The following is a 25644-nucleotide window of genomic DNA, read 5'->3' on the forward strand; positions in this document are numbered from 1 at the left end:
GGCCGTGCATTCTAGCCTAAACCGCCCTCAACATCACCCGAAACGCTACGCACGGTTGCACTCGGATATCAATCTGTGTTTCTGCCTTTGAAGTCAAATTTCGAGAGGGCGCGGCCAACGCTTATTTTTTCTGTCACAAAATGCCGCTAAGCCCCATTCCTGCGGGGTTTCGTGCGGTTTTGTGATCTCTAGCAGACAAGCCCCTCACTGTCGAGATATGGCGCCCGCAGCCGTTTGCGTATACTGCGCACATGTTTTTCCCAACGGCTTTGCGTCCGCGGTACGCCAAATGGCTGATCGCAACCGGACTCTTCCTGATGCTCGGTGGTTGTGTTGATAAACCCAACACACTTGAGCGCGTAAAGGAGGATGGTGTGCTGCGGGTGATTACCCGTAACAGCCCCGCCACCTACTTTCAGGATCGCAGCGGTGAAACCGGCTTCGAATACGAGCTGGTGAAGCGCTTCGCCGACGATTTGGGGGTCGAACTGAAGATCGAGACCGCCGACAACCTCGATGACCTGTTCAACCAGATCGGCAAGCCGAACGGCCCGGTGCTGGCGGCGGCGGGCCTGGTCAGCAGCGAGGAACGCAAGAAGCAGGTGCGGTTCTCCCACTCCTACCTCGAAGTCACCCCGCAGATCATCTATCGCAACGGCCAGTCGCGGCCGACGGATCCCGGCGATCTGGTCGGCAAGAAGATCATGGTGCTCAAGGGCAGCACCCACGCCGAACAACTGGCAGAGCTGAAAAAGAAATTCCCCGGCATCGAATATGAAGAATCCGACGCCGTTGAGGTGGTCGATCTGTTGCGCATGGTCGATGAAGGCCAGATCGACCTGACGCTGGTTGATTCCAACGAAGTGGCAATGAACCAGGTGTACTTCACCAACATCCGCGTGGCCTTCGACCTCGGCGATGCGCGCAGCCAGAGCTGGGCGGTGGCCGCCGGTGAAGACAACAGCCTGCTCAACGAGATCAACGCCTACCTCGACAAGGTGCAGAAAAACGGCACCCTGCAGCGCCTGAAAGACCGTTACTACGGCCACGTCGATGTCCTCGGCTACATGGGCGCCACCACCTTCGCCCAGCACCTGCAGCAGCGCCTGCCCAAATACGAACAGCACTTCAAGGCCTACGCCAAGAAAGAGAAAATCGACTGGCGCCTGCTCGCGGCCATCGGTTATCAGGAATCGCTGTGGCAACCGGCGGTCACTTCGAAAACCGGCGTGCGCGGCTTGATGATGCTGACCCAGAACACCGCTCAGGCGATGGGCGTGTCGAACCGGCTCGATCCCAAGCAAAGCATCATGGGCGGCGCCAAGTACCTGGCCTACATGAAGGATCAGCTCGACGAGTCGATTCAGGAACCGGACCGCACCTGGTTCGCCCTGGCGGCGTACAACGTCGGCAGCGGCCACCTCGATGACGCGCGCAAACTGGCGTCCCGCGAAGGCCTGAACCCGGACAAGTGGCTGGACGTGAAGAAGATGCTGCCGCGCCTGTCGCAGAAGCAGTGGTACAGCAAGACCCGCTACGGCTATGCCCGGGGCGGCGAGCCGGTGCATTTCGTGGCGAACATCCGTCGCTACTACGACATCCTCACCTGGGTGACCCAGCCGCAGCTCGAGGGCGATCAGGTGGCCGAGGGCAATCTGCATGTGCCGGGGATCGACAAGTCAAAACCGGCTCAAGAGCCTGCCCCGCTCTAAAAGCAAAAGATCGCAGCCTTCGGTGTTGTGGTCGATTTTTTTTAGACCATGATGTAGGAGCTGCCGAAGGCTGCGATCTTTTGATCTTCAGCCTTTGAGCGCAGCCGTCAGAATCAGCGCTTTCATTTCAGAAACAGCAGATTTGAAGCCCACGAACAACGCATGCGCCACCAGCGCATGGCCGATGTTCAATTCGTTAATGCCCTTGATCGCTGCCACGGCTTCGACGTTGTGATAATGCAGGCCATGCCCGGCATTGACGATCAGGCCCTGCGCCAGACCAAACGCCACGCCGTCCGCCACACGCTTCAATTCCTCAGCAACTTCGGTCGGGGTCTCGGCATCAGCGTAACGCCCGGTGTGCAGCTCGATCGCCGGTGCTCCTACGCGCCTGGACGCAGCGATCTGGCGCTCGTCGGCATCGATGAACAGCGACACTTCGCTGCCGATCTTCGACAGACGCGCGACCGCCGCCTTGATCCGCTCTTCCTGCCCCGCTACATCCAGACCGCCTTCAGTGGTCAGTTCCTGACGGGTCTCCGGGACCAGGCAGATGTGCGCCGGACGGATGCGCTCGGCGAACGCCATCATTTCTTCGGTGACGCCCATTTCGAAGTTCATGCGAGTCTGCAGCACATCCTTGAGCAGTAACACGTCGCGCTCCTGAATGTGCCGGCGGTCTTCGCGCAGGTGCACGGTGATGCCGTCGGCGCCCGCCTCTTCCGCGTCCAGCGCAGCCTTGACCGGATCCGGGTAGCGCGTGCCACGGGCCTGACGCAGGGTGGCGACGTGGTCGATGTTCACGCCAAGAAGAATGCGATTGCTGGTGGTCACGGCTGCGCTCCTGAAGGGAAAGATTCGGCGCACAGCATATCAGGGCTTGCGAAATAGCTCGCGGCTGACGAGGGGCCGACCGCCCAAGTGAACGGCCAGTGCCTGACGCATCAGACGTTTGGCCGCCGACAGTGCACCGGGCGCGGTCCAGTCGGCTTCGGCCATGGCCAGCAGTTCGGTGCCGTTGAACAGACCCGGCTGCAACAGGAAGACGCGTTCCAGCCCGGCATCCACTTGCAGGCGATAGAGGCCGTCCGCGGCCACTGGCTCGCCGTGGATGTCAGTGCTCATCGAGAAGCCGTAACCGAGATCGTCCAGCAGGCGCCATTCGAAGGAGCGCAACAACGGCTCCAGCGGGCGGCCTTCGGCCAGGGCCAGCAGGGTTGCAGCGTAGTGATCGAACACCGCCGGGTGCGGATCTTCGGCGGGCAGCAGGCGGATCAGCAGCTCATTGAGATAGAGGCCGCTGAACAGCGCATCACCGACCATCCAGGTCGCGTTGCCGGCACTTTCCATGCGCCCGACATTCTTCAGCTCACCCTTGCCACGAAACTCGACCTCCAGCGGCACGAACGGTCGCGCCAATGTCCCGGCCTTGCCCCGCGCACTGCGCAACACCGCCCGCAGCCGACCTTGCGGCGTGAGGAAGTCGACCAGCGCGCTGGATTCGCGGTAGGCGCGCGAATGCAGGACGTAGGCGAGTTGGGCGGGAGGTGGGTTTAAAGACATGGAACTCTCATGGATAAAACGCGGTTTTATATTCACCCAAAAACCACTGTGGGAGCGAGCTTGCTCGCGAATGCAGGGTGTCAGTCAACAAATATGTCGTCTGGCACTACGCCTTCGCGAGCAAGCTCGCTCCCACAGGTTTTTTCGGTGTTGCGACAACCGCGTACTTACAGGTCGCCGTAACCCAGCGAACGCAGAGCACGCTCGTCGTCGGACCAGCCGCCCTTCACCTTGACCCACAGGTTGAGCATGATCTTGGCGTCGAACAGCAACTCCATGTCCTTGCGCGCTTCGGTGCCGATGCGCTTGATGCGCTCGCCCTTGTCGCCAATGATGATCTTCTTCTGGCCGTCACGCTCAACGAGGATCAGTGCATGGATGTGCAGCGTCTTGCCTTGCTGCTTGAATTCTTCGATCTCGACGGTGATCTGGTAAGGCAGTTCGGCGCCCATCTGACGCATGATCTTCTCGCGCACCAGTTCGGCAGCGAGGAAGCGGCTGCTGCGATCGGTGATCTGGTCTTCCGGGAAGAAATGATCGTTCTCCGGCAGGTGATCGGCGATGACCTTTTCCAGCGCGTCGAGGTTGTGCCCTTGCTGCGCGGAAATCGGGATGATCTGCGCGTTCGGCAGCTGTTCCTGCAACCACGACAGGTGCGGCATCAGCTCGGCCTTGTCTTCGATGCGGTCGGTCTTGTTCAGCGCGACGATCAGCGGGCCGGTCACGTACTGCACGCGCTCCAGCACCATCTGGTCTTCTTCGGTCCACTTGGTGCGGTCAACCACGAAGATCACCACGTCGACGTCTTTCAAGGCCGCCGAGGCGGTTTTGTTCATGTAGCGGTTCAGGGCCTTTTCGCCACCCTTGTGCATGCCGGGGGTGTCGACGTAGATCGCCTGCACGTCACCTTCGGTCTTGATCCCGAGCATGTTGTGACGGGTAGTCTGCGGCTTGCGCGAGGTGATCGCGAGCTTCTGGCCGAGGATGTGGTTGAGCAACGTCGACTTGCCAACGTTGGGACGGCCGACGATGGCAACGTAGCCACAGCGAGTTGCGTTTGTATCAGTCATTGCCATTCTCCACGCCCAGGGCAATCAGTGCTGCGGCGGCCGCTACCTGTTCGGCAATACGACGGCTCACACCCTGACCTCGGCTTTTTTCATTCAATAAGACCACTTCGCACTCGACGAAGAAGGTACGGCAGTGGGGCTCACCCTGGATGTCCACCACTTCATAGCGTGGCAGTTCACAACCGCGCGATTGCAGGTGTTCCTGCAGACGGGTCTTGGGATCCTTGTTGGTGTCGACCAGCGTCAGGCCTTCGAACTCACCGGCCAACCAGGCCAGCACGCGCTCGCGAGCGACGTCCATGCCGGCATCCAGGTAGATCGCGCCGATCAGCGCTTCGAGGGCATCGGCCAGAATCGATTCGCGACGGAAACCACCGCTTTTCAGTTCGCCCGAACCCAGACGCAGGTAGTCGCCCAGGTCGAAACCACGGGCCAGCACGGCCAGTGTCTCACCCTTCACCAGGCGTGCGCGCAAACGCGACAACTGGCCTTCGCGAGCCAGCGGGAAGCGATCGAACAGCGCCTCGCCGGCGACGAAGTTGAGGATGGCATCGCCAAGGAATTCCAGGCGTTCGTTGTTACGCCCGGCAAAGCTGCGGTGCGTGAGGGCCAGCAGCATCAGCTCCTGATCCTTGAAGGTGTAACCGAGCTGGCGCTCGAGACGGCTTAGAGAAACGCTCACGGTTTACCCACGCTGAGTTCGTGGCTGGATTCCACTGCCATCGCCGGGGTACGGCGCAGGCCTGGGACAATTAACGCTGTGTTCAAAAATGACGTCCTGAATATCGTGGCTTCATGCCCTGGCGCCAATTTGTGTCGACGCCAGAAATGCATTCGGCGCTGTGGTCAACAGCGCCGTGATTGATTACTTGATCAGGCCAACCCGCGAGAAATTCGGCAGGTGGCTGAGTTTCGGTTCCGGCCAGCTCATCCAGACAGCGAAGGCTTTGCCGACGATATTCTGGTCGGGAACCATGCCCAGCAGATCCTTGGGAATGTTCGGATCATCCCAATAGCGACTGTCGTTGGAGTTGTCGCGGTTGTCGCCCATCATGAAGTAGTGCCCGGCCGGCACGGTCCAGGTATGGTCCGGCGTCGCGCGGTAGCGGCTCATTTCCTTGCGGATCAGGTGCTCGGCGGCGCCGAGTTTTTCCTTGTAGAGTTCCGCGCTGCCCAGCGTGCCCGGCTCGGAGCCGACCAGTTGCTCGGCAATCGACTCACCATTGACGAACAGACGCTTGTCGGCGGTGTAACGCACCGTGTCGCCCGGTACGCCGACTACACGCTTGATGTAGTTGACGTTAGGGTCGCTCGGGTAGCGGAACACCATCACATCGCCACGCTGTGGATCACCGACTTCGATGATTTTCTTGTCGATCACCGGCAGGCGGATCCCGTAAGAAAACTTGTTCACCAGAATGAAGTCGCCGACGTCCAGCGTCGGTTTCATCGAGCCGGACGGAATCTGGAACGGTTCCACCAGGAACGAACGCAGCACCAGCACGATGAACAGCACCGGAAAGAACGACTTGCCGTATTCGACCAGCAACGGCTCTTTGTTCAGTTTCTCGACCACCACGGGCTCCGGCTGGCTGACACTGCCTTGATAAGAGGCAATCGCAGCACGCCGACGCGGCGCCAGGAACAGCAGATCGAGCAACGCCAACAGGCCGCAGACGAACACGGCGATGACCAGCAACAGCGGGAAATTTAGTGACATAGGACCTGACTATTCCAACCTGAGCACGGCGAGGAAGGCTTCTTGTGGAATTTCCACGTTGCCGACCTGCTTCATGCGTTTTTTACCGGCCTTTTGCTTTTCAAGCAGCTTTTTCTTACGGCTTACGTCACCGCCGTAGCATTTGGCCAATACGTTCTTTCTGAGTGCCTTGACGGTGGTCCGGGCGACGATCTGACCGCCAATGGCAGCCTGAATCGCCACGTCGAACATCTGACGAGGAATCAGTTCTTTCATCTTCTCGGTCAACTGGCGACCTTTGAAGTGCGAATTGTCACGGTGCACGATCAACGCCAGGGCGTCGACCTTGTCACCGTTGATCAGCACGTCCAGTTTCACCAGATTAGCCGATTGGTAACGATCGAAATGGTAATCCAGCGAAGCATAGCCGCGGCTGGTGGATTTGAGACGGTCGAAGAAGTCCAGGACCACTTCGTTCATCGGCAGGTCGTAGGTCACTTGTACCTGATTGCCGAGGAACAGCATGTCGACCTGTACGCCGCGTTTCTCGATGCACAGGGTGATGACGTTGCCCAGGTGTTCCTGCGGAACCAGAATATTGGCTCGCACGATCGGCTCGCGCATGTCTTCAATGGCCGACACATCCGGAAGCTTGGACGGGTTGTCGACGTAAATCGTTTCACCGGTTTTCAGCACCAGCTCGAAAATTACCGTTGGCGCGGTGGTGATCAGGTCCAGGTCGTATTCGCGCTCGAGGCGCTCCTGGATGATCTCCATGTGCAGCATGCCGAGGAACCCGCAACGGAAGCCGAAGCCCAGTGCGTCGGAGCTTTCCGGGGTGTACTGCAGCGAGGAGTCGTTCAGGGTCAGTTTCTGCAGCGCTTCGCGGAAGTCCTCGAAGTCGTCGGAACTGACCGGGAACAGACCGGCGTAAACCTGTGGCTGGATGCGTTTGAAGCCGGGCAGCACTTCAACGTCCGGGGTCGAGCTCAGGGTCAGGGTGTCACCGACCGGTGCACCGTGAATGTCCTTGATGCTGGCGATGATGAAGCCCACTTCGCCGGCCTTGAGGTCAGCAGTGGCAGTGTGTTTCGGGTTGAACACACCGACGCTGTCCACCAGGTGGATCTTGCCGGTGGATTTCACCAGGATCTTGTCGCCCTTCTTCACGCGGCCATGACGCACGCGCACCAGGGAAACAACGCCCAGGTAGTTGTCGAACCAGGAATCGATGATCAACGCTTGCAGCGGACCTTCGATGTTGCCGGTCGGCGCAGGAATGGTCGCGACCAGACGCTCGAGCACTTCGTCGACACCCAGGCCGGTCTTGGCGCTGCAGGTAACGGCGTCAGTGGCGTCGATGCCGATGATCTTCTCGATCTCGTCCTTGACGCGGTCCGGCTCGGCCTGTGGCAGGTCGATCTTGTTCAGCACCGGCATGACCTCGAGGCCTTGCTCGATGGCGGTGTAGCAGTTGGCCACGGACTGGGCTTCAACACCCTGACCGGCATCGACCACCAGCAATGCGCCTTCACACGCGGCCAGGGAACGGCTGACTTCGTAGGTGAAGTCGACGTGACCCGGGGTGTCAATGAAGTTCAGCTGGTAGGTGACGCCGTCTTTGGCTTTGTAATAGAGGGTAACGCTGTGGGCCTTGATGGTGATCCCGCGTTCGCGCTCCAGATCCATGGAATCCAGTACCTGGGCTTCCATTTCACGCTCGGCCAGGCCACCGCACATCTGGATGAAACGGTCAGCCAGCGTCGACTTGCCATGGTCAATGTGGGCGATGATGGAGAAATTGCGGATATGACTCAAATCACTCACGGATCAACACTCAAAAAGGCTGCAGGCTTGGCCCGCCGAAAAATAGCCGGGAATTGTACCTGATACACGGCGCAAGCGTCACGTTCGCCTGTCACCCGGATTGCATACGAAAACGCCCCGATCTGTCGACCGAGGCGTTTTCGCGGTTAAAGCATTGGCAACAACGTGGCCATCAACCGGCGCGTCGCAGCAACCAGACACCCGCCAGCGCACAGACCGTGGCCGGCACCAGCACCGCGAACAGCGGCGAGAAGCCAAACACCAGGCTCGACGGGCCGAGCAGATCCTGGACGATGCGGAAGGTGAAGCCCACCAGCACACCAGTGAACACTCGCTGACCGAGGGTGACCGAACGCAACGGACCGAAGATGAAGGAGATCGCCATCAGCACCAGCGCAGCGGTGACCAGCGGCTGCAACACCTTGACCCAAAATGCCAGCCAGTAACGACCGTTGCTCAGGCCTTGATCCGCCAGATAGTGGATATAGCCCCACAGTCCGGAAATCGACAACGCCTCAGGCGCCATCACCACCGTGTTGAGCAATTGCGGGCTCAGCGATACATCCCACTCCTCGCTCGGCGCGTTCACCACTTCAGTGTTGCGCTCATGGAACACCGTAGTAGTCACGTCAGTGAGCAGCCAGCGCTTGCCGTCGAACTCCGCACGCTTGGCGAAGCTGGAACTGAGCAGGTGGCGCTCTTTGTCGAAGTGATAGCGGGTCACGCCATACAGCAGGCCGTCGGGTTGCACGGCGTTGATATGGATGAACTCCTCGCCCTGACGGTGCCACATACCGTGTTTGGCGCTCTGCGCATCGCCGCTGCCTTGCGCCAGCGAGCGATTGGCCTGGGCCATGCTTTCGGTGGCCGGGGCCACGTATTCGCCAATCAGCACGCCAGCCAGCATCAGCACCAGCATGGGCTTCATGACCGCCCAGACAATGCGCCCGATGGACACACCCGCGGCACGCATGACCGTCAGCTCGCTGCTGCTGGCCAGACTGCCGAGGCCGATCAGACAGCCGATCAGCGCGGCCATCGGCAGCATTTCATACAGGCGACGCGGCGCGGTGAGCATGACGAAGCTCAGCACGTCGGCCAGGGTGTAGGTATCGCTGACGTCGCTCATCTCGTCGATGAAGGCAAACAGGGTCGCCAGACCCAGAATGATCGCCAGCACGGCGATGATCGCCACGAATACACTACTGCCGATGTAGCGGTCGAGTTTAACCACGGGCCACCTCCAGCGCAGCGCTGCGACGGCTGGCCAGCTTCAGGCGCAACGGCTCCCAGTACAGCAGGCCGAGACCGATGACCAGGAAGATCCCGTGCACCCACCACAAGCCGAGCACCGCTGGAATCTTGCCTTTTTCGAGGGCGCCGCGGGCGGCAATCAGGATGGTCAGGTAAGCCATATAAAGAAGAATCGCCGGCAGCAGCTTCAGGAAACGGCCCTGACGCGGATTGACCCGCGACAGCGGCACCGCCATCAGGGTCACGATGAATACCAGCAACGGCAGTGAAATCCGCCATTGCAATTCAGCCTTGGAACGCTCGTCATCGGCGCTCAGCAGGGTCGAAGTCGGGATCGCATCACGGTCGGTGACTTCGTCGCTGGCATCGGGTTTGGGCAGCAATACGCCGTAGGTGTCGTATTTGATCGCGCGGTAATCGGCCTGACCCGGGCTGCCGTCGTAGCGGTAACCGTTGTGGAGGATCAGATAGCGGTTGCCGTCCGGGTGAATCTCCTGACGGCCCTTCTCGGCCACCAGCACGGAAATCCCCCGATCTTTCTGATCGGAGCCGAGATTTTTCTGCGAGATGAACACGCCGCCGAGGTTGACACGGTCGTCGGTCAGGCTTTCGGTGTAGGTCACCCGAGTCCCGTCACGCAACGCCTGGAAACGGCCGGGTTCGAGGGTATCGAATTCGGTCAGGGCGTCCTGCTTGTTCAGCAGCAACTGAAACTGGTTAGCGCCTTGCGGGGCCAGACTCAGGCTCAGCCACGCCACCACCAGTGCCACCAGCGTCGCCGGAAACAGGGTCATGCGCAGCAGACGCTGCTGACTCATGCCGGTGGCCGAGAGCACGGTCATTTCGCTTTCGAGATACAGCCGGCCGTAAGCCAGCAGGATCCCGAGAAACAGGCCCAACGGCAGGATCAGTTGCATGAAACCCGGCAGGCGGTAACCCATGATCAGGAACAGCGATCCCGGATCGAGTTGGCCCGCAGCGGCCTGGGCAAGGTATTTGATGAAGCGACCGCTCATGATGATGACCAGCAGCACGGCGCTGACGGCGCTCAGGGTCAACATCACTTCACGGGACAGATAACGGAAGACGATCAAACCAGACACTCCAGGGTTGTCAGGCTAAGGCGGCCAAACAAGCAAACGTTTCGAGCGACCCGCAAGGCAGAGCCGTCGAAAAAAGATGCGGCATTATCCTGTGATTGAGGGCGCCTGTCACTGCGCACACTCACCCAAGCGTAGATTCCGTTGAAGATCGCACAACCGAGGGTTGTCAGGCGCGGTGAGCGAGGTTCAAACTGCCGCCTTCGTCGCAGGCACAGACCTGCGCCTCTTCTATCTATAAGCAGGCGACTGCGGACACCGTCGAACGCCTGCGTGTTGACCATTCATTCAGGGATCCGGACATGGAACTGGTTGTAAAAAGCGTTAGCCCAGAAACGTTGAAAACCGCCACCCTGGTGGTTGCCGTCGGCGAAGGCCGCAAACTCGGCGTTGCCGCCAGACAGGTCGACGAGTTGAGCGGTGGCGCGATCAGCGCCGTGCTCAAGCGTGGCGATCTGGCCGGCAAGGTCGGTCAAAGCCTGCTGCTGCACAGCCTGCCGAACCTCAAGGCCGAGCGCGTGCTGCTGGTCGGCGTGGGCAAGGATGAAGAACTGGGCGACCGTCCGTTCCGTAAAATCGTGGCTGGCATCCTCAACACCCTGAAAGGTCTGGGTGGCAGCGATGCCGTGCTGGCCCTGGATGAAATCATCGTCAAGAACCGCGACAGCTACGGCAAGACCCGTCTGCTGGCGGAAACCCTGGTGGACGGCGAATACACCTTCGACCAGTTCAAGAGCCAGAAAGCCGAACCGCGCGCCCTGAAGAAAATCACCCTGCTGACCATCAAGGCTGCGCAGGCCGAAGTGCAGCGCGCCGTGAACCATGCCACCGCGATTGCCAACGGCATGGCCTTCACCCGTAATCTGGGCAACCTGCCCCCGAATATCTGTCACCCGACCTTCCTCGGCGAGCAAGCCAAGAACCTCGGCAAAGAGTTCAAGGATCTGAAAGTCGAAGTCCTCGACGAGAAGAAGATCAAATCCCTGGGCATGGGCTCGTTCTACGCCGTCGGCCAAGGCAGCGCCCAGCCACCGCGCCTGATCGTCATGCAATACAACGGTGGCAAGAAGTCCGAGAAGCCTTACGCGCTGGTCGGTAAAGGCATCACCTTCGACACCGGCGGCATCAGCCTAAAGCCTGGCGCCGGCATGGACGAAATGAAGTACGACATGGGCGGCGCGGCCTCCGTGTTCGGTACCCTGCGTGCTGTGCTCGAACTGAAGCTGCCGATCAATCTGGTGTGCATCCTCGCCTGTGCGGAAAACATGCCGAGCGGCACTGCGTCGCGTCCGGGCGACATCGTCACCACCATGAGCGGCCAGACCGTGGAAATCCTCAACACCGACGCCGAAGGCCGCCTGGTGCTGTGCGACGCGCTGACCTACTCCGAGCGCTTCAAGCCGCAAGCGGTGATCGATATCGCCACCCTGACCGGTGCCTGCGTGGTTGCACTCGGTGCACACACGTCTGGCCTGCTGGGCAACAACGACGAGCTGATCGAGCAACTGCTCAGTGCCGGCAAGGCCGCTGACGACCGTGCCTGGCAACTGCCGCTGTTCGACGAATACCAGGAGCAGCTCGACAGCCCGTTCGCCGACATCGCCAACATTGGTGGCCCTAAGGCCGGCACCATCACCGCCGCGTGCTTCCTGTCGCGCTTCACCAAGAACCTCAACTGGGCGCACCTGGACATCGCCGGCACCGCATGGACCAGCGGCGGCAAGGACAAAGGCGCCACTGGCCGTCCGGTTCCGCTGCTGACCCAATACCTGCTGGACCGCGCCAAAGCCTGAAACCGATGAACCTGAACGGCGTCACTTGGCGGTGACGCCGTTCCAGGCTCAGGAACCGTAATGACCAAAGTCGACTTCTACATCCTGCCCAGCGCCGACCCTTCGGCTCGCCTGGACTTTGCCTGCAAGCTCACCGAAAAAGCCTGGCGCATGGGCCACCGCATCTACCTGCATTGCAGCGATGCTGCTCAGCGCGATGATCTCGATGCGCGCCTGTGGGCGTTCAAGGGCGAAACCTTCGTCCCTCATGGCCCTGCCGAGAGCGAACCGGACGGTTTGATTGTGCTGGGAACGGGCGCGGACTGCGGCGCGCATCAGGATCTGCTGGTCAATCTCGACCTGAAAGTCCCGGCCTTTGCCAGCCAATTCGCCCGCGTGGCGGAAGTGGTGGTGGAAGATCCGACGATTCGCGCGGCGGCACGGGAGAGTTTCCGTTTCTACCGCGAACAGGGCTATCCTCTGCAAGATCACCGTTTACAGCGACTCTGAGTACGCCGATGGACACTCCAAAACCGCTGCAAAAGCCTGCGCACCTGCTGGACGATCTCGAATCGATCCGCCAGTTGCTCGGCGATGACAACCTGCAACCGCCGCTGCTGACCGACACGGTCGATGACGGTGAACAGGAACAGATTCCGATGCTGTTCGAGGCCGTCGACGGCACGCCGCCGACCATCGAACCGCCACCTGCTCCGGCTCCGGCACCCGCTACCGCACCTGTGAATAAAGGCCCGGACGCGCTGCTGCACCTGGACAGCGAACTGCGCGCCGCCGCGCAGTTGATCATGCAGGACGTGATCGACGACTTCGCACCGCACATCGAAACCGAAATCAAACGCCGCCTCGAGGCGCGGATGGAGCGGTTGCTCAGCCAATACGAATAACCCGGATGGATCCCCTTGTGGCGAGGGGATTCATCCCCGATCGGCTGCGCAGCAGTCGTGAACCCTGCGAATACGCAGCGTGATTGAATTATTTGGGGCTGCTGCGCGGCCCATCGGGGATAAATCCCCTCACCACAAGGGTTCCCCCCAACATTAGTGTCCGCCCAGCCTCCCCCCCGCTCGCCCTCGGCCCCATGCCCCGCTATACTTCCCGGCTTTTCCTGAATAAATGCCAATAGGGTCCCGCCGCGCATGGATAAGACCTACCAGCCGCACGCCATTGAAACTTCCTGGTACAACACCTGGGAGTCCGAGAACTATTTCGCACCGCAAGGCGCGGGCGATTCCTACACCATCATGATCCCGCCGCCGAACGTCACCGGCAGCCTGCACATGGGTCACGGTTTCAACAACGCGATCATGGACGCCCTGATCCGTTTCCGCCGCATGCAGGGTCGCAACACCCTGTGGCAGCCGGGCACCGACCACGCCGGTATCGCCACGCAGATGCTGGTGGAGCGTCAACTGGAAGCCACCGGGCAGAACCGCCACGACCTGGGCCGCGAAAAATTCCTCGAGAAAGTCTGGGAGTGGAAGGATCAGTCCGGCGGCAACATCAGCCGTCAGATCCGCCGCCTCGGCTCGTCCGTGGACTGGAGCCGCGAGCGCTTCACCATGGACGACGGCCTCTCGGAAGCGGTCAAGGAAGCCTTCGTACGCCTGCACGAAGACGGTCTGATCTACCGCGGCAAGCGTCTGGTCAACTGGGACACCAAGCTGCACACGGCGATTTCCGACCTCGAAGTGGAAAACCACGACGAAAAAGGTTTCCTGTGGAACCTCAAGTACCCGCTGGCCGACGGCGCGAAAACCGCTGAAGGCAACGATTTCCTGATCGTCGCGACCACCCGTCCGGAAACCATGCTCGGCGACTCCGCCGTCGCGGTTAACCCGAACGATGAGCGCTACAAAGCCCTGATCGGCAAATTTGTCGAGCTGCCACTGGTTGGCCGCCGCATCCCGATCATCGCCGACGATTACTGCGACCCTGAATTCGGCACCGGCTGCGTGAAAATCACCCCGGCCCACGATTTCAACGACTACGAAGTCGGCAAGCGCCACAACCTGCCGCTGCTGAACATCTTCGACAAGAACGCCAACGTGCTGCCCGCAGCCCAGGTATTCAACCTCGACGGCACGCTGAACGACAGCATCGACGGCAAGATCCCGGCCGAGTACGCCGGTCTCGAGCGTTTCGAAGCGCGCAAGCAGATCGTCGCGGCGTTCGACGCCGCCGGCCTGCTGGTCAGCGTCGACGATCACAACCTGAAAGTGCCGAAAGGCGACCGTTCCGGCACCGTGATCGAGCCGTGGCTGACTGACCAGTGGTACGTGTCGACCAAGCCTCTGGCCGAGCCGGCGATTGCCGCCGTTGAAGACGGCCGCATCCAGTTCGTGCCGAAGCAATACGAAAACATGTACTTCTCGTGGATGCGCGACATCCAGGACTGGTGCATCAGCCGTCAGCTGTGGTGGGGCCACCGGATTCCGGCCTGGTACGACGGGTCGGGCAAGGTCTACGTCGGTCGCGACGAAGCCGAAGTGCGTGCCAAGCACAACCTCGGCCCGGATGTTGCGCTGCAACAGGACAACGACGTGCTCGACACCTGGTTCAGCTCGGGCCTGTGGACGTTCTCCACTCTGGGTTGGCCGGAAAAGACCGAGTTCCTGAAGAAATTCCACTCCACCGACGTGCTGGTCACCGGTTTCGACATCATTTTCTTCTGGGTTGCCCGGATGATCATGCTGACGATGCACCTGATCAAGAACGAGGACGGCACCCCGCAAGTACCGTTCAAGACCGTTTACGTGCACGGCCTGGTGCGTGATGGCCAGGGCCAGAAGATGTCCAAGTCCAAGGGCAACGTCCTTGACCCGCTGGACATCATCGACGGTATCGAGCTGGAAGCCCTGGTGCAGAAACGCACCTCCGGCATGATGCAGCCGAAACTGGCGAAGAAGATCGAAAAGCAGACCCGCGACGAGTTCGCCGATGGCATCGCCAGTTACGGCACCGACGCCCTGCGCTTCACCTTCTGCTCGCTGGCCTCGACCGGTCGCGACATCAAGTTCGACATGGGCCGCGTCGAAGGCTATCGCAACTTCTGCAACAAGATCTGGAACGCCGCGCGTTATGTTCTGGACAAGGGCGAAGACTGCGGCCAGAACGGCGAGGCCTACGAGCTGTCGCTGGCGGATCGCTGGATCATCTCGCAACTGCAACGCACCGAAGCCGAAGTGACCCGTCAACTGGATCAGTTCCGTTTCGACCTCGCCGCGCAAGCGCTGTACGAGTTCATCTGGAACCAGTACTGCGACTGGTACCTGGAACTGTCCAAGCCAGTGCTGTGGGACGAAAACGCGCCGGTCGAGCGTCAGCGCGGCACCCGTCGCACGCTGGTGCGCGTGCTGGAAGTGGCGCTGCGTCTGGCGCATCCGTTCATGCCGTTCATCACTGAAGAAATCTGGCAGCGCATCGCGCCGCTGGCCGGTATTCAGGGCAAGACGATCATGCTGCAGCCTTGGCCAGTGGCCAACGAAGAGCGCATCGATCCGGCCGCCGAGGACGACATCGAATGGCTCAAAGGCCTGATGCTCGGCACGCGCAACATTCGTGGCGAGATGAACATCGGCCCGGGCAAACCGCTGCCGATCTACCTGAAGAACGTCAGCGCTGAAGACCAGCGTCGCCTGACCGAGAACGAAGCGCTGCTGAAGAAGTTGGCGCGTCTGGAATCGATCACCGTACTCGCCGCCGGCGAAGAGGCGCCGCTGTCCGCCACCGCGCTGGTTGGCGAGATGGAAGTGCTGGTGCCGATGGCCGGCCTGATCGACAAGGGCGCCGAGCTGGCGCGTCTGGACAAGGAAATCCTGCGTCTGCAAGGTGAAGTCCAGCGCGTTGGCGGCAAGCTGTCGAACGCCGGTTTCGTTGACAAGGCGCCGGCCGAAGTCATCGAGAAGGAACGCGCCAAACTGGCCGAGGCTGAACAGGCCTTGGGCAAACTGGCCGAGCAACATGCGCGGATTTCCAGCCTGTAAGGGCAAGCCGCAATGAAAGAGGGAGGCCAAGTGGCCTCCCTTTTTTATTCCAGAACACCAATCCCCTGTAGGAGCTGCCGAAGGCTGCGATCTTTTGACTTTGATTTTTTTAAAAACAAGATCAAAAGATCGCAGCCTTCGGCAGCTCCTACATGCGTTCGGCGCATGACTCATCAATGTGGGACAATACCCGCCACTTTCAGCCATACCCGAATCGATCACACCCATGAACGCCCCCCGCCCCCCCAAACCTGCGCGCAAGAAACCTGATGCCGCGACCCCGGCCAAAGCCGTCGAGCCGCGTGAAAAGGCCAGCCTGCACCCGCGCAATCGCCACCAGGGTCGCTACGACTTCCCGGCGCTGATCAAGACCACGCCGGAACTGGCGAAATTCGTGATCACCAACCCGTACGGCAAGGAAAGCATCGACTTCGCCAGCCCCGACGCGGTGCGCGTTTTCAACCGGGCGCTGCTCAAGGCGTTTTATGGCATCGAGCATTGGGACATCCCGGCCGATTACCTCTGCCCACCGGTACCGGGCCGTGCCGATTACGTGCACTTTCTTGCGGACCTGCTAGCCAGCATGAACGACGGCAAGGTGCCGCGCGGTGCAATCGTCAACGTGCTGGACATCGGCATGGGCGCCAACTGCGTTTATCCGCTGATCGGCAATAGCGAATACCGCTGGCACTTCCTCGGCTCGGAAATCGACCCGACCGCCGTGGCTGCCGCCCGAGCCATCGTCCAGTCCAACGGCCTGAACAAGGTGATCCAGCTGCGCCAGCAGGAAAACCGCAAACACATCCTGATTGGCCTGCTGGAACCGGGTGAGCGCTTTGACCTGACCATGTGCAACCCGCCGTTCCACGCCTCGATGGAAGAGGCAACCAAGGGCAGCGAGCGCAAATGGCGCGCACTGGGCAAGGCTGATCCGAAACGCAAACTGCCGGTGCTGAACTTCGGTGGTCAGTCTGCCGAGCTGTGGTGTGAAGGCGGTGAAGCGCGTTTCGTGACGCAACTGATCGCCGAGAGCGCGAACTTCCAGCACAGGGTGCTGTGGTTCAGCACCCTGGTCTCGAAAGCCTCGAACCTGCCGGCCATCGAAACCGCCCTGAAAAAGGCTGGCGTGCTGGAAAGCCAGGTGGTGGAGATGTCGCAAGGGCAGAAACAGAGCCGCTTTGTGGCGTGGACTTTTCAGACCAAGTCCGAGCAGCAGATCTGGCGTCGCGAGCGCTGGGTTCGCTGATTCTGTAGGAGCTGCGGCACGCTGCGATCTTTTGATCCTGCTTGAAAACAAGATCAAAAGATCGCAGCCTCGTTTCACTCGACAGCTCCTACAGGGCGGCGTAACGCCTTGCCAAATCGCAGGCACAAAAAAACCGTGCCCGGATCGCTCCGGTGCACGGTTTTTTTTATCGCTGCGTCTTACTTGTTCACAGCGTCGGTCAGGCCTTTGGCCACAACCAGCTTGATCACTTTCTTGGCAGGGATTTCGATGGCAGCGCCAGTCGAAGGGTTACGGCCAGTGCGGGCAGGACGCTCGGTCACTTTCAGCTTGCCGATACCTGGCAAGGTGATTTCGCCGCCGTTTTCCAGCTGATCGGCAACGATTTGGCCCAGTTGGTCCAGAGCGTTACGCGCGGTGGTTTTCGGCGCGTCGATAGCTTCAGCGATGTCGGCGATCAGTTGGTCTTTAGTAAGAGCCATGTAGTGTTCCTTCCCTATCAAATTCATATGGATTGCAGAGTGCAGTGTCAGCCATCGAGCCCGATCTTCTGGATCTGGCACCCTCGGCGATAACCACGACGAGTCGGGTTATAGATACCGAAATCAGGGTTTGGTTCGACCTGACAAATGCTGATTGCACGCTTAACGCAGTGACTTCGCGTAAGACCGGGCAAAACTAGCACAGAGACGGGGAAATATCCGCCTCTAGCTACCCATTTGGTCAGGTTTATTGCTCTAAATCGGTAAAAAACTGCATAAGCGCAGGCGCTTGCCCCGGATTTGCCCTTCCACCCCCTGATTACGCTGCCATGGGCCACAATTTTTTGCTGCGCCCTGTTTTTGTAGGAGCTGCCGAAGGCTGCGATCTTTTGACTTTGATTTTTCAAAAACAAGATCAAAAGATCGCAGCCTTCGGCAGCTCCTACACGGGGACGGTTGCATCGTCCCAAGTGGAGAATCGGGTACACTGGGCGCTTTTTCGGGGGAGCCCGCCCTCCTCCCTTCCACCAGCCGAGAAGCCCATGCCGATCCGTCATTGCATCGTCCACCTGATCGACAAAAAACCCGACGGCACGCCCGCAGTTCTGCACGCCCGTGACTCCGAACTGGCTGAGTCTGCGGCCATCGAGAACATGCTTGCCGACCTCAACGAGAGCTACAACGCCAAGCAAGGCAAAGCCTGGGGCCTGTTCCATCCGGAATCCGGCGCGTTTCCGTTCAGCGGCTGGCTGAAGGAATACATGGAAGGCGGCCAGGACTTCACTGCGTTCAGCAAAGTCGCGGTCGAGCATCTGCAGAAACTGATGGAAGAGTCGAACCTGTCGGTCGGCGGCCACGTGCTGTTCGCCCACTATCAGCAAGGCATGACCGACTACCTGGCGATCGCCCTGCTGCACCACAGCGAAGGCGTGGCGGTGACCGACGAGCTGGACGTCACCCCGTCGCGTCACCTCGACCTCGGCCAACTGCACCTGGCGGCGCGGATCAACGTCTCCGAGTGGCAGAACAACAAGCAGTCCAAGCAGTACATCTCGTTCATCAAGGGCAAGAACGGCAAGAAGGTTTCGGAGTACTTCCGCGACTTCATCGGCTGCCAGGAAGGCGTCGACGGCCCGGGCGAGACCCGCACCCTGCTCAAGGCCTTCAGCGACTTCGTCGAGAGCGAAGACCTGCCGGAAGATTCCGCCCGCGAGAAAACCAAGACTCTGGTCGATTACGCCAGCAGTCAGGCCAAGCTCGGCGAGCCAATGGGCCTGGAAGAGCTGTCGGAGCTGATCGACGAAGAACGGCCGAAAGCCTTCTACGATCACATCCGCAACAAGGACTACGGTCTGTCGCCGGAAATTCCGGCGGACAAACGCACCCTTAACCAGTTCCGCCGCTTCACCGGCCGCGCCGAAGGCCTGTCAATCAGCTTTGAAGCGCACCTGCTGGGTTCGAAGATCGAATACGACGAAGAGGCCGGCACCCTGATCATCAAGGGCCTGCCGACCTCGCTCACCGATCAGCTCAAGCGCCGCAACTGATGCTGGGCAATGTGCTGAAGAAGGTTGCGCTGGTTCTGCTGGTGGTGGTGATCTATCAGAACTGGGGCAAGATCGAGCGGGTGTTCAACCCGTCGCAGATGGTCTCTGAGCAGACGCGGGCGCAGGCCCGTGTCGTGCTGTATGCCACCGACTGGTGCGGCTACTGCAAACAGACCAGGCGCTTTCTCGACAGCAAGGGGATTCCTTTCCGGGAATTCGATATCGAGAAGGACGCCGAGGCGCGCAAAGCGTATGAGGCGCTGGGTGGGCGCGGGATTCCGCTGATCGACGTGAATGGCACGTTGATTCGCGGGTTCGACCCGGACGAAATCCTCGCCGCCCTGAAATAACACAACTCCTCTGTGGCGAGGGGATTTATCCCCGATCGGCGGCGAAGCCGTCGCAAAATCTGCCTGGTAGGGCGTGCAGTTTTTTGGGGGCGCTTCGCGCCCCATCGGGGATAAATCCCCTCACCACAATTGCCCCCCAAGCAAAGGCCGCTTGCTGATCAGCGGGCTTCGATGCGGAAACCAAAGCGCGGGAAGTGCACGTGCACCACGCCACCACGCGGGTCTTCGCGGCGCAGGATCAGCTCTTCGCGGCCAGCAAACAGCAACTCCCCCACCACCGGGTCAACCCCGTAATCGACCGCAGCAATCGCCACCTGCTGCCCGGCCTTGAACCCGTTCGGATCGACAAATCGCTCATCCGGCAGCGCCGCCGGCGTCGAGGTGCGCGCCACTTCCAGCGCCGCTTCGGCGGTCATTTCGCTCGCGGCGCCATGGCCAAAGCCCAGCACACGCCCAAGCCAGGCCGTTACGGCCGGATATTCATCGACCAACGGCGCAGTGACGTGCGTCGCCTTGAGGAACCACAGCGGATGCGCCAAGGCGAAGTCGGCAATCGATGGCTCACCGAACAGAAAGTCGCCCTGCTCGCGCTGCAACTGCTGCTCCAGGCGCGCCATGATCGTTGGCCATTGGTGTTTGGCCTGTTCGGCCGGCAACCGCGTGGCGCTGCCACCACTGAACAGACCGGCACGGTCAGCGATAAACGCCTTGATCGCTTCCGGCGGCAACTTGCCGAAACGCACCGCCACCGATTCTGGCTGGAACACCAGACTGACCGCATGCTGGAACACCACCGAATCGGCCCACGCGGCAAAGCTGGCGCTGGTCATTTCCTGGCCTTCCGGGAAAAACGCTGGCAGGGCTTTTTCCTGCTCCAGACGACGGGCGATCAACGAGGTGTCGCAATAGATGTCCGCGCCGATCTGCAACACAGGAGTCTTGCGGTAGCCGCCAGTCAGCGCGGTCAGATCCGGCTTGGGCATCACCGGCGAAATGTGCACCGAGCGCCAGGACAAGCCTTTGAAGCCCAACAGGAGGCGAGCCTTTTCGGCAAATGGAGAGGTCGGGTAATGATGCAGAATCAACTCGGACATGCTCGGCTCCGCCGCACAGAAAGTGAATTGGCAGCTTAGCGTGCATTTGATTAGCAGCCTACAGATCTGGCTGATGGGAACCGATCAGTCAGATTGATAAGACGCGACCAGACATTCCTTGGCGCTCTTGCGCAGCTTCTTGATCAAGCGTTCCTGACGCAACGCATCGCTCTTGTCGCGGCAACGTTCGGTGTAGACCAGCGCCATCGCCGGGCTGGACAGGAAGAACCGCGCACCCTTGCCGCTCTGATGCTTGGCAAAGCGGCGCACCGGATCGTCGCTGATCCCGCAGTACAGTGAGCCATTGGCCGCGCGCACGAGGTAGACGAACCAGGACTTGCTCACGGGTTCGACAACATCAACCGGTTTTTCGCTGAGGCTGGTCACTTCGGGATCTGGACGTGTAGGAAACAGGCCGCGATCTTATCAGCGACCGGCCTGAAATGCCTTCAGCCCTTTCAGCGCCTGCGCCCGGACGGCGTTGCGTACCAGCGGTGTCCAGCCCAGCAGCAAGCCCTTGAAACCCAACGCCTGACGCGACCAGCGCCACAGGTCGAAATGGTCGTGGTGCTCGCAGATCTTGCCGTCACGAAAGACGAAGCGCGCCTGAATATCGTTGATCACCACGTTGCCGGTCTGGCTGAACAGATACGTCGCCACCCAATGCGCGCCACCGCTGCGCTCGTCGGCGCGGACATTGTCGAAGGTCAAGGAAAAGTCCTTGGCGCGAGTGGTGAGCATGCGCCACATGTCGCCGGCATCACGCCCGCGCAGTTCACCGAAGGCCGGATCGCTGAACACCACATCGTCGGTATAGCACGCGGCCATGGCCTCGGCGTCGAGGCGCTGGAAGGCTTGGTAGAAGCGGGTGATCAGGGCGGCGTGGGCTTCGCTCATGGGCAAACTCCGGGGAATGGACAGATTGCCAGCACGATAAGCTGCAAATCGCAGAAACACTATCGGCATTCGTGCACCGAATACCCGGAGCACACAAATCCTGTAGGAGCTGCGGCACGCTGCGATCTTTTGATCTTCAAGACCGTCAAGATCAACATCAAAAGATCGCAGCGTGCCGCAGCTCCTACAGGTGTCAGATTTTCTCGCTTTGCACTTGCACGTACAGCGCCCGGCCCGCACCCAGCCCGGCAATGATCGCACCGGTGCCAATGATGCCGAAGATCCAGCCCACGGCATTCCAGCCGCCAGTCCAGTCATGCACCACGCCGACCGCGAACGGTCCCATCGACGCCAGGGTGTAGCCGAAGCCCTGGGACATGCTCGACAGGTTCGCCGCCACGTGCGAATCCCGCGAGCGCAGCACGATCAGGGTCAGCGCCAGACTGAACGTACCGCCCTGCCCCAGCCCCAACAGAATCGCCCAGCCCCAGAGCCCTTCAATCGGTGCATACAGGCAACCGAACAGACCGCCGAGGGTCAGCGCCATCACCACCACGATCGCCAGGCGCTGATCCTTGCCCCGGGTCGCCAGCCACGGCGCCGCGAGGGAGCTGGCGAGCTGAATGATCACCGAGCCGGACAGCACCAGGCCGGCCTGGGTCGGGGTCAGGCCGCGGCCGATCAGGATCGACGGCAACCAGCCGAACACGATGTACGCCAGCGAGGATTGCAGGCCCATGTACAACGTCACTTGCCAGGCCAGCGGATCGCGCAGCAGCCCACGCACCCGATAGGCGACGTGGTGTGCGCCGTGTTTCTGCCCGACTTGCGGCAGCCAGAACAGCGCTGCCACCAGCGCCGGGATCACCCAGAAACCCAGGCCCAGCGCCCAGCTGTGGTCGAAGTGTTCGCTCAATGGCACGGTGGAACCCGCTGCCATTGCCGCGCCCAGGCACAGGGCCATGGTGTAGACGCCGGTCATGGTTCCGGCGTGTTTGGTGAAGTCGCGTTTGACAATGCCCGGCAGCAATACACCGATGATGCCGATGCTCGCGCCACCAAGCACACTGCCGGCGAACAGCCCGATCTCACCGAAGTTGCTGCGCACAATGATTCCGGCGGCCAGGGTCAGCAGAATCCCCAGCACCACCCGTTCGGCGCCGAAACGCCGCGCCAGAATCGGCGCCAGCGGCGCGAACAGTCCCAGGCACAACACCGGCAACGTGGTCAGCAAACCGGCCTGCGCCGCAGACAGGCCAAGGCTTTTCGACACTTCGCTGAGCAACGGCGCCATGCTCGACAGCGCCGGGCGCAGGTTCAGCGCCACCAGAATCAGCCCCAGCAGCAACAGCCACGGCCGGCGCACCAGCGGATGGCTTTGCTGCACGTGATCGTCGTCGGCCTCGGCGTCGATCAGCAGCTCTTCGAGCTCCGCCGTGCGCTTGGGGATTGAAAAGTTTTTCTCGCTTTCAAGGTTCATTGATCAACTGCCTCGATATGGCTTTGGCCCGTTCCGGGTCGCGTTGTTCGACCGCATCGAGCAACTCGATATGCAGGTCGAACACTTCCTGACGGCGCGGGACGATGTTCAGCGTCTGGCGCAATTGCGCGCCGACGATGCTGGAGAAATAGCGATACAACTCGCTGAGGGTCGGGTTGTGCGCGGCGTCCACCAGACGGCGGTGGAACACCAGATCGCAGGCAATGTAAGTGTCGAGATCGCCGTGGTAGTGGCTGCCGCTGGTGCCGAGCGCTGCGCGCAATGCGGCGAGATCTTCATCGGTGCGACGCAACGCGGCCAAGCCAATCGCCTCGACTTCGAGGATGTGCCGGGTTTCGCGCGCCTGCTCCAGCGAGCAGCGGGACAACGCCTTGAGCGTGTCCATCGGATCGACCACTGCGCGCAAATAACTGCCATCGCCCTGCCGGATTTCGATCAACCCGGAAAACGCCAACACGCGCATGGCTTCACGCACGGTGTTGCGGCTGATGCCCAGCTCGGTGCACAGCTCAGGCTCGGTCGGCAGTCGTTCGCCGACCTGCCACACGCCATCGGTGATGCGCTGACGCAACTGATCCAGGGCCTGATCGACCAGGGATCGCTTGATCAAAGGTGAGGTGTCTGTCATGAAATTCGCCCTTTCATCCAATCATAGGATGAATTTTCTGACATGGTAGTCAGCTCAGGTACCGCGCACAACCCCAACCGAGACATCAATCCTACTTGGCAAGCTGTAAAAGCCACTGACTGGAAAAGTGATTTCCCACACTTCGCGGGAATAGTGCCGACATCACTTGCAGACGCCGGACTGCAGACTCTGGACATTGATCCAGGGGCGTTTTGCCCCGTCATTATCCAAAGGAAGATGCAACGCTCATGGTAGAAGTCAATTTCGGCAAGCAGCACGACCGCCCTTTTGTTCTGCAGAAAAATCGCCAATTGCTGGCGGTCCGCAGCCACGCAGGAACGCCGTTGGCTCAAACGCTTTGCTGTGAGTCCGCTCACACCGCGCTGGAGGGCTGTGAGCTTTTGATGCATATCGAGGACGCTGATGTGCAGGTTTTCAAACTGCCTGAACACTCGGACACATCGCACCGCAAGGCGCTGTTACGCGAATTGCCCGACGTGCGCTTCGCCGGCAGTGTGCTGGTGGAACCCGTCACTCAGGAGCCGGTGCTCTATACCGAAAATGTCTTTTTGAAGTTCGTCGATTCGCTGAAAGCCACTGAGTGCATGGTCATACTTGAAGAGCTGGGGCTGATGATCAAACAACAGGTGCCTTATGCAACCAATGCTTTCTTTGTCCATCACCCTGGCACTCATGGCATCGATATCTGCACCCTCACCGGTAAATGGCTGGAGCGCGACGAGGTCGAGTACTGCCATCCGGAATTGCTGCGACAGGGTCAACGCCGAGCGATCCATGCCAATCAGTGGCACCTGAAGAAAACCACCGTGACCTATCAGGTTGAAATCGATGCCAGCGCCAACGTCGAAGACGCACATGAGCTCGCGCAGGGCGAAGGCATCGTGATCGCCGTCATCGATAACGCGTTTGATATTGACCATCCCGAATTTTCCGGAGAAGGCAAAGTGGTCGGCGCAAAGAACTTTGACCGACGTAACGCCAAAGGGGGCCCGCGCCCACTGAACGCCCTGGAGCGCCACGGTACGGCCGCTGCCGGAGTGGCTTGCGCCAATGGACAGGACGGCGCCAGCGGTGTCGCCCCCAAGGCCAGCCTGATGCCGTTGAAGCTCACCAAACCCTTGGGAGCACGCGCGGAGGCCGACGCCTTTTTCTGGGCTGCCGATCAGGGAGCGGACGTCATTTCCTGCAGTTGGGGGCCGGCTGAAGGTCATTGGGCAGACCCGGCGGACCCGCGTCACACGCAAGTGTTTCCTTTGGCTGCCAGTACACGGCTGGCAATCGAATATGCCGCCACCAAGGGCCGCAATGGCAAAGGCTGTGTGATCTTTTTTGGCGCGGGAAACGGTAACGAATGCGCCGATAACGATGGCTACGCCAGCCACCCTGAGGTCATTGCGGTAGGGGCCTGCAACGATCAGAACCGGCGCAGTGCCTACAGTGATTATGGCAAGTCCGTCTGGTGCTGCTTTCCCAGCGGAGATCAACAACACCCGGATCCGAAGTTCAAGCCTGCAACCTCGATCCCGCAGACCCGGGGTATCCGCACCACCGATTTGAGCGCAAAGTTTGTCGCAGCCACATTGCCGGCCTATACCGAGGCCTTCAGCGGTACCTCCAGCGCCTGCCCTGGCGCTGCGGGCATCGCTGCACTGGTGCTCGGCGTCAACCCTGAGCTTGATCGCACTGCGGTACGGCAGATTCTTGCCGATTGTTGCGACAAGATCGGCCACCCCGATGACGGGCCGCTCGGCCAGTACGACAAAAACGGCCACAGTCACTACTACGGGCACGGTCGACTCAATGCGCTGCGTGCCGTGCAGTTGGCACTTGAGCTCAAAACAAATGCGGGTTGATTCTTCTCCATGAAAAAAGCCCTGTCGGCATACCGGCAGGGCTTT

The 25644-nt window shown here is 60.5% G+C and carries 23 protein-coding genes; 9 read left to right on the forward strand and 14 right to left on the reverse strand.

Features of this window, described 5'->3' with window-relative positions; translation table 11 throughout:
• Nucleotides 1–251 precede the first annotated feature (251 nt).
• Nucleotides 252–1712 carry a membrane-bound lytic murein transglycosylase MltF gene (mltF, locus tag KVQ82_RS24900; RefSeq protein ID WP_080963251.1) on the forward strand — a complete coding sequence of 487 codons (1461 nt, stop codon included), beginning with the start codon at nucleotides 252–254 and terminating at the stop codon, nucleotides 1710–1712.
• Nucleotides 1713–1799: 87 nt separating this feature from the next.
• Here mltF and pdxJ read toward each other — a convergent pair whose 3' ends face one another.
• The 8 genes from pdxJ to lptF all read right to left on the reverse strand — a co-directional run bounded on the left by pdxJ (nucleotide 1800) and on the right by lptF (nucleotide 10219).
• Nucleotides 1800–2546: a pyridoxine 5'-phosphate synthase gene (pdxJ, locus tag KVQ82_RS24905; protein ID WP_222016383.1), complete on the reverse strand. Its 747-nt coding sequence runs from the start codon at nucleotides 2544–2546 to the stop codon at nucleotides 1800–1802.
• Between the two features lie 39 nt (nucleotides 2547–2585).
• Nucleotides 2586–3275, reverse strand: coding sequence for a DNA repair protein RecO (gene recO, locus KVQ82_RS24910; protein WP_222016385.1), 690 nt, complete (start codon nucleotides 3273–3275; stop codon nucleotides 2586–2588).
• Nucleotides 3276–3442: 167 nt separating this feature from the next.
• Entirely contained in the window at nucleotides 3443–4345 is a 903-nt protein-coding gene (gene era / locus KVQ82_RS24915; protein WP_041064729.1) for a GTPase Era, read from the reverse strand.
• Nucleotides 4338–5027, reverse strand: coding sequence for a ribonuclease III (gene rnc, locus KVQ82_RS24920; RefSeq protein WP_024011703.1), 690 nt, complete (start codon nucleotides 5025–5027; stop codon nucleotides 4338–4340). Before rnc ends, era begins: the two co-directional genes overlap by 8 nt.
• Before the next feature lie 183 nt (nucleotides 5028–5210).
• A complete protein-coding gene (gene lepB / locus KVQ82_RS24925) occupies nucleotides 5211–6065 on the reverse strand; it encodes a signal peptidase I (protein ID WP_041064734.1) in 855 nt (284 codons plus the stop codon).
• A gap of 9 nt (nucleotides 6066–6074) precedes the next feature.
• Nucleotides 6075–7871 (reverse strand): translation elongation factor 4, encoded by a 1797-nt coding sequence (gene lepA / locus KVQ82_RS24930; protein WP_222016387.1) that lies wholly within the window; start codon nucleotides 7869–7871, stop codon nucleotides 6075–6077.
• A 172-nt stretch (nucleotides 7872–8043) separates the two neighbouring features.
• On the reverse strand, nucleotides 8044–9105 hold the full coding sequence (gene lptG, locus KVQ82_RS24935; RefSeq protein WP_222016389.1) for an LPS export ABC transporter permease LptG: 1062 nt from the start codon (nucleotides 9103–9105) through the stop codon (nucleotides 8044–8046).
• Nucleotides 9098–10219, reverse strand: a complete 1122-nt coding sequence (lptF, locus tag KVQ82_RS24940; protein WP_222016391.1) for an LPS export ABC transporter permease LptF — start codon at nucleotides 10217–10219, stop codon at nucleotides 9098–9100. The genes lptG and lptF overlap by 8 nt, the downstream gene beginning before the upstream one ends.
• A gap of 308 nt (nucleotides 10220–10527) precedes the next feature.
• On the opposite strand from lptF, the gene KVQ82_RS24945 reads away from it, so the two are divergent.
• From KVQ82_RS24945 to rlmF, 5 genes are all read left to right on the forward strand, one after another.
• Nucleotides 10528–12018 (forward strand): leucyl aminopeptidase, encoded by a 1491-nt coding sequence (locus KVQ82_RS24945; protein ID WP_047292705.1) that lies wholly within the window; start codon nucleotides 10528–10530, stop codon nucleotides 12016–12018.
• Nucleotides 12019–12078: 60 nt separating this feature from the next.
• Nucleotides 12079–12507, forward strand: coding sequence for a DNA polymerase III subunit chi (locus KVQ82_RS24950; protein WP_222016393.1), 429 nt, complete (start codon nucleotides 12079–12081; stop codon nucleotides 12505–12507).
• 8 nt (nucleotides 12508–12515) lie between these two features.
• On the forward strand, nucleotides 12516–12902 hold the full coding sequence (locus KVQ82_RS24955) for a DNA polymerase III subunit chi (RefSeq protein WP_222016395.1): 387 nt from the start codon (nucleotides 12516–12518) through the stop codon (nucleotides 12900–12902).
• Between the two features lie 252 nt (nucleotides 12903–13154).
• Complete coding sequence (locus KVQ82_RS24960) at nucleotides 13155–16001, forward strand: valine--tRNA ligase (protein WP_222016397.1); 2847 nt, start codon at nucleotides 13155–13157, stop codon at nucleotides 15999–16001.
• Between the two features lie 226 nt (nucleotides 16002–16227).
• Entirely contained in the window at nucleotides 16228–17247 is a 1020-nt protein-coding gene (gene rlmF, locus KVQ82_RS24965) for a 23S rRNA (adenine(1618)-N(6))-methyltransferase RlmF (RefSeq protein WP_222016400.1), read from the forward strand.
• A 179-nt stretch (nucleotides 17248–17426) separates the two neighbouring features.
• Here rlmF and KVQ82_RS24970 read toward each other — a convergent pair whose 3' ends face one another.
• The gene (locus tag KVQ82_RS24970; RefSeq protein WP_003221909.1) at nucleotides 17427–17708 is read right to left on the reverse strand and encodes an HU family DNA-binding protein; all 282 of its coding nucleotides are present in this window, start codon (nucleotides 17706–17708) and stop codon (nucleotides 17427–17429) included.
• Between the two features lie 542 nt (nucleotides 17709–18250).
• Between KVQ82_RS24970 and yejK the strand changes: the two genes are divergently transcribed.
• Nucleotides 18251–19255 carry a nucleoid-associated protein YejK gene (gene yejK / locus KVQ82_RS24975; protein ID WP_047292700.1) on the forward strand — a complete coding sequence of 335 codons (1005 nt, stop codon included), beginning with the start codon at nucleotides 18251–18253 and terminating at the stop codon, nucleotides 19253–19255.
• Nucleotides 19255–19605, forward strand: a complete 351-nt coding sequence (locus tag KVQ82_RS24980; RefSeq protein ID WP_139053793.1) for a glutaredoxin family protein — start codon at nucleotides 19255–19257, stop codon at nucleotides 19603–19605. Before yejK ends, KVQ82_RS24980 begins: the two co-directional genes overlap by 1 nt.
• Before the next feature lie 158 nt (nucleotides 19606–19763).
• On the opposite strand, the gene KVQ82_RS24985 is transcribed toward KVQ82_RS24980, so the two are convergent.
• The 5 genes from KVQ82_RS24985 to KVQ82_RS25005 form a co-directional block, all read right to left on the reverse strand.
• Nucleotides 19764–20699, reverse strand: a complete 936-nt coding sequence (locus tag KVQ82_RS24985) for a glutathione S-transferase family protein (RefSeq protein ID WP_222016402.1) — start codon at nucleotides 20697–20699, stop codon at nucleotides 19764–19766.
• 84 nt (nucleotides 20700–20783) lie between these two features.
• Complete coding sequence (locus tag KVQ82_RS24990; RefSeq protein ID WP_047292696.1) at nucleotides 20784–21086, reverse strand: GIY-YIG nuclease family protein; 303 nt, start codon at nucleotides 21084–21086, stop codon at nucleotides 20784–20786.
• 39 nt (nucleotides 21087–21125) lie between these two features.
• Nucleotides 21126–21596: a nuclear transport factor 2 family protein gene (locus KVQ82_RS24995; protein WP_003221901.1), complete on the reverse strand. Its 471-nt coding sequence runs from the start codon at nucleotides 21594–21596 to the stop codon at nucleotides 21126–21128.
• A gap of 193 nt (nucleotides 21597–21789) precedes the next feature.
• On the reverse strand, nucleotides 21790–23076 hold the full coding sequence (locus KVQ82_RS25000; RefSeq protein WP_222016404.1) for a CynX/NimT family MFS transporter: 1287 nt from the start codon (nucleotides 23074–23076) through the stop codon (nucleotides 21790–21792).
• Nucleotides 23066–23725: a FadR/GntR family transcriptional regulator gene (locus tag KVQ82_RS25005; protein WP_222016406.1), complete on the reverse strand. Its 660-nt coding sequence runs from the start codon at nucleotides 23723–23725 to the stop codon at nucleotides 23066–23068. Before KVQ82_RS25005 ends, KVQ82_RS25000 begins: the two co-directional genes overlap by 11 nt.
• 248 nt (nucleotides 23726–23973) lie before the next feature.
• Here KVQ82_RS25005 and KVQ82_RS25010 point away from each other — a divergent pair, with 248 nt between their 5' ends.
• Nucleotides 23974–25599, forward strand: a complete 1626-nt coding sequence (locus tag KVQ82_RS25010) for a S8 family serine peptidase (protein ID WP_222016408.1) — start codon at nucleotides 23974–23976, stop codon at nucleotides 25597–25599.
• Nucleotides 25600–25644: the final 45 nt, after the last annotated feature.

Source organism: Pseudomonas sp. AO-1, from assembly GCF_019775695.1.
Classification (GTDB): domain Bacteria; phylum Pseudomonadota; class Gammaproteobacteria; order Pseudomonadales; family Pseudomonadaceae; genus Aquipseudomonas; species Aquipseudomonas parakoreensis.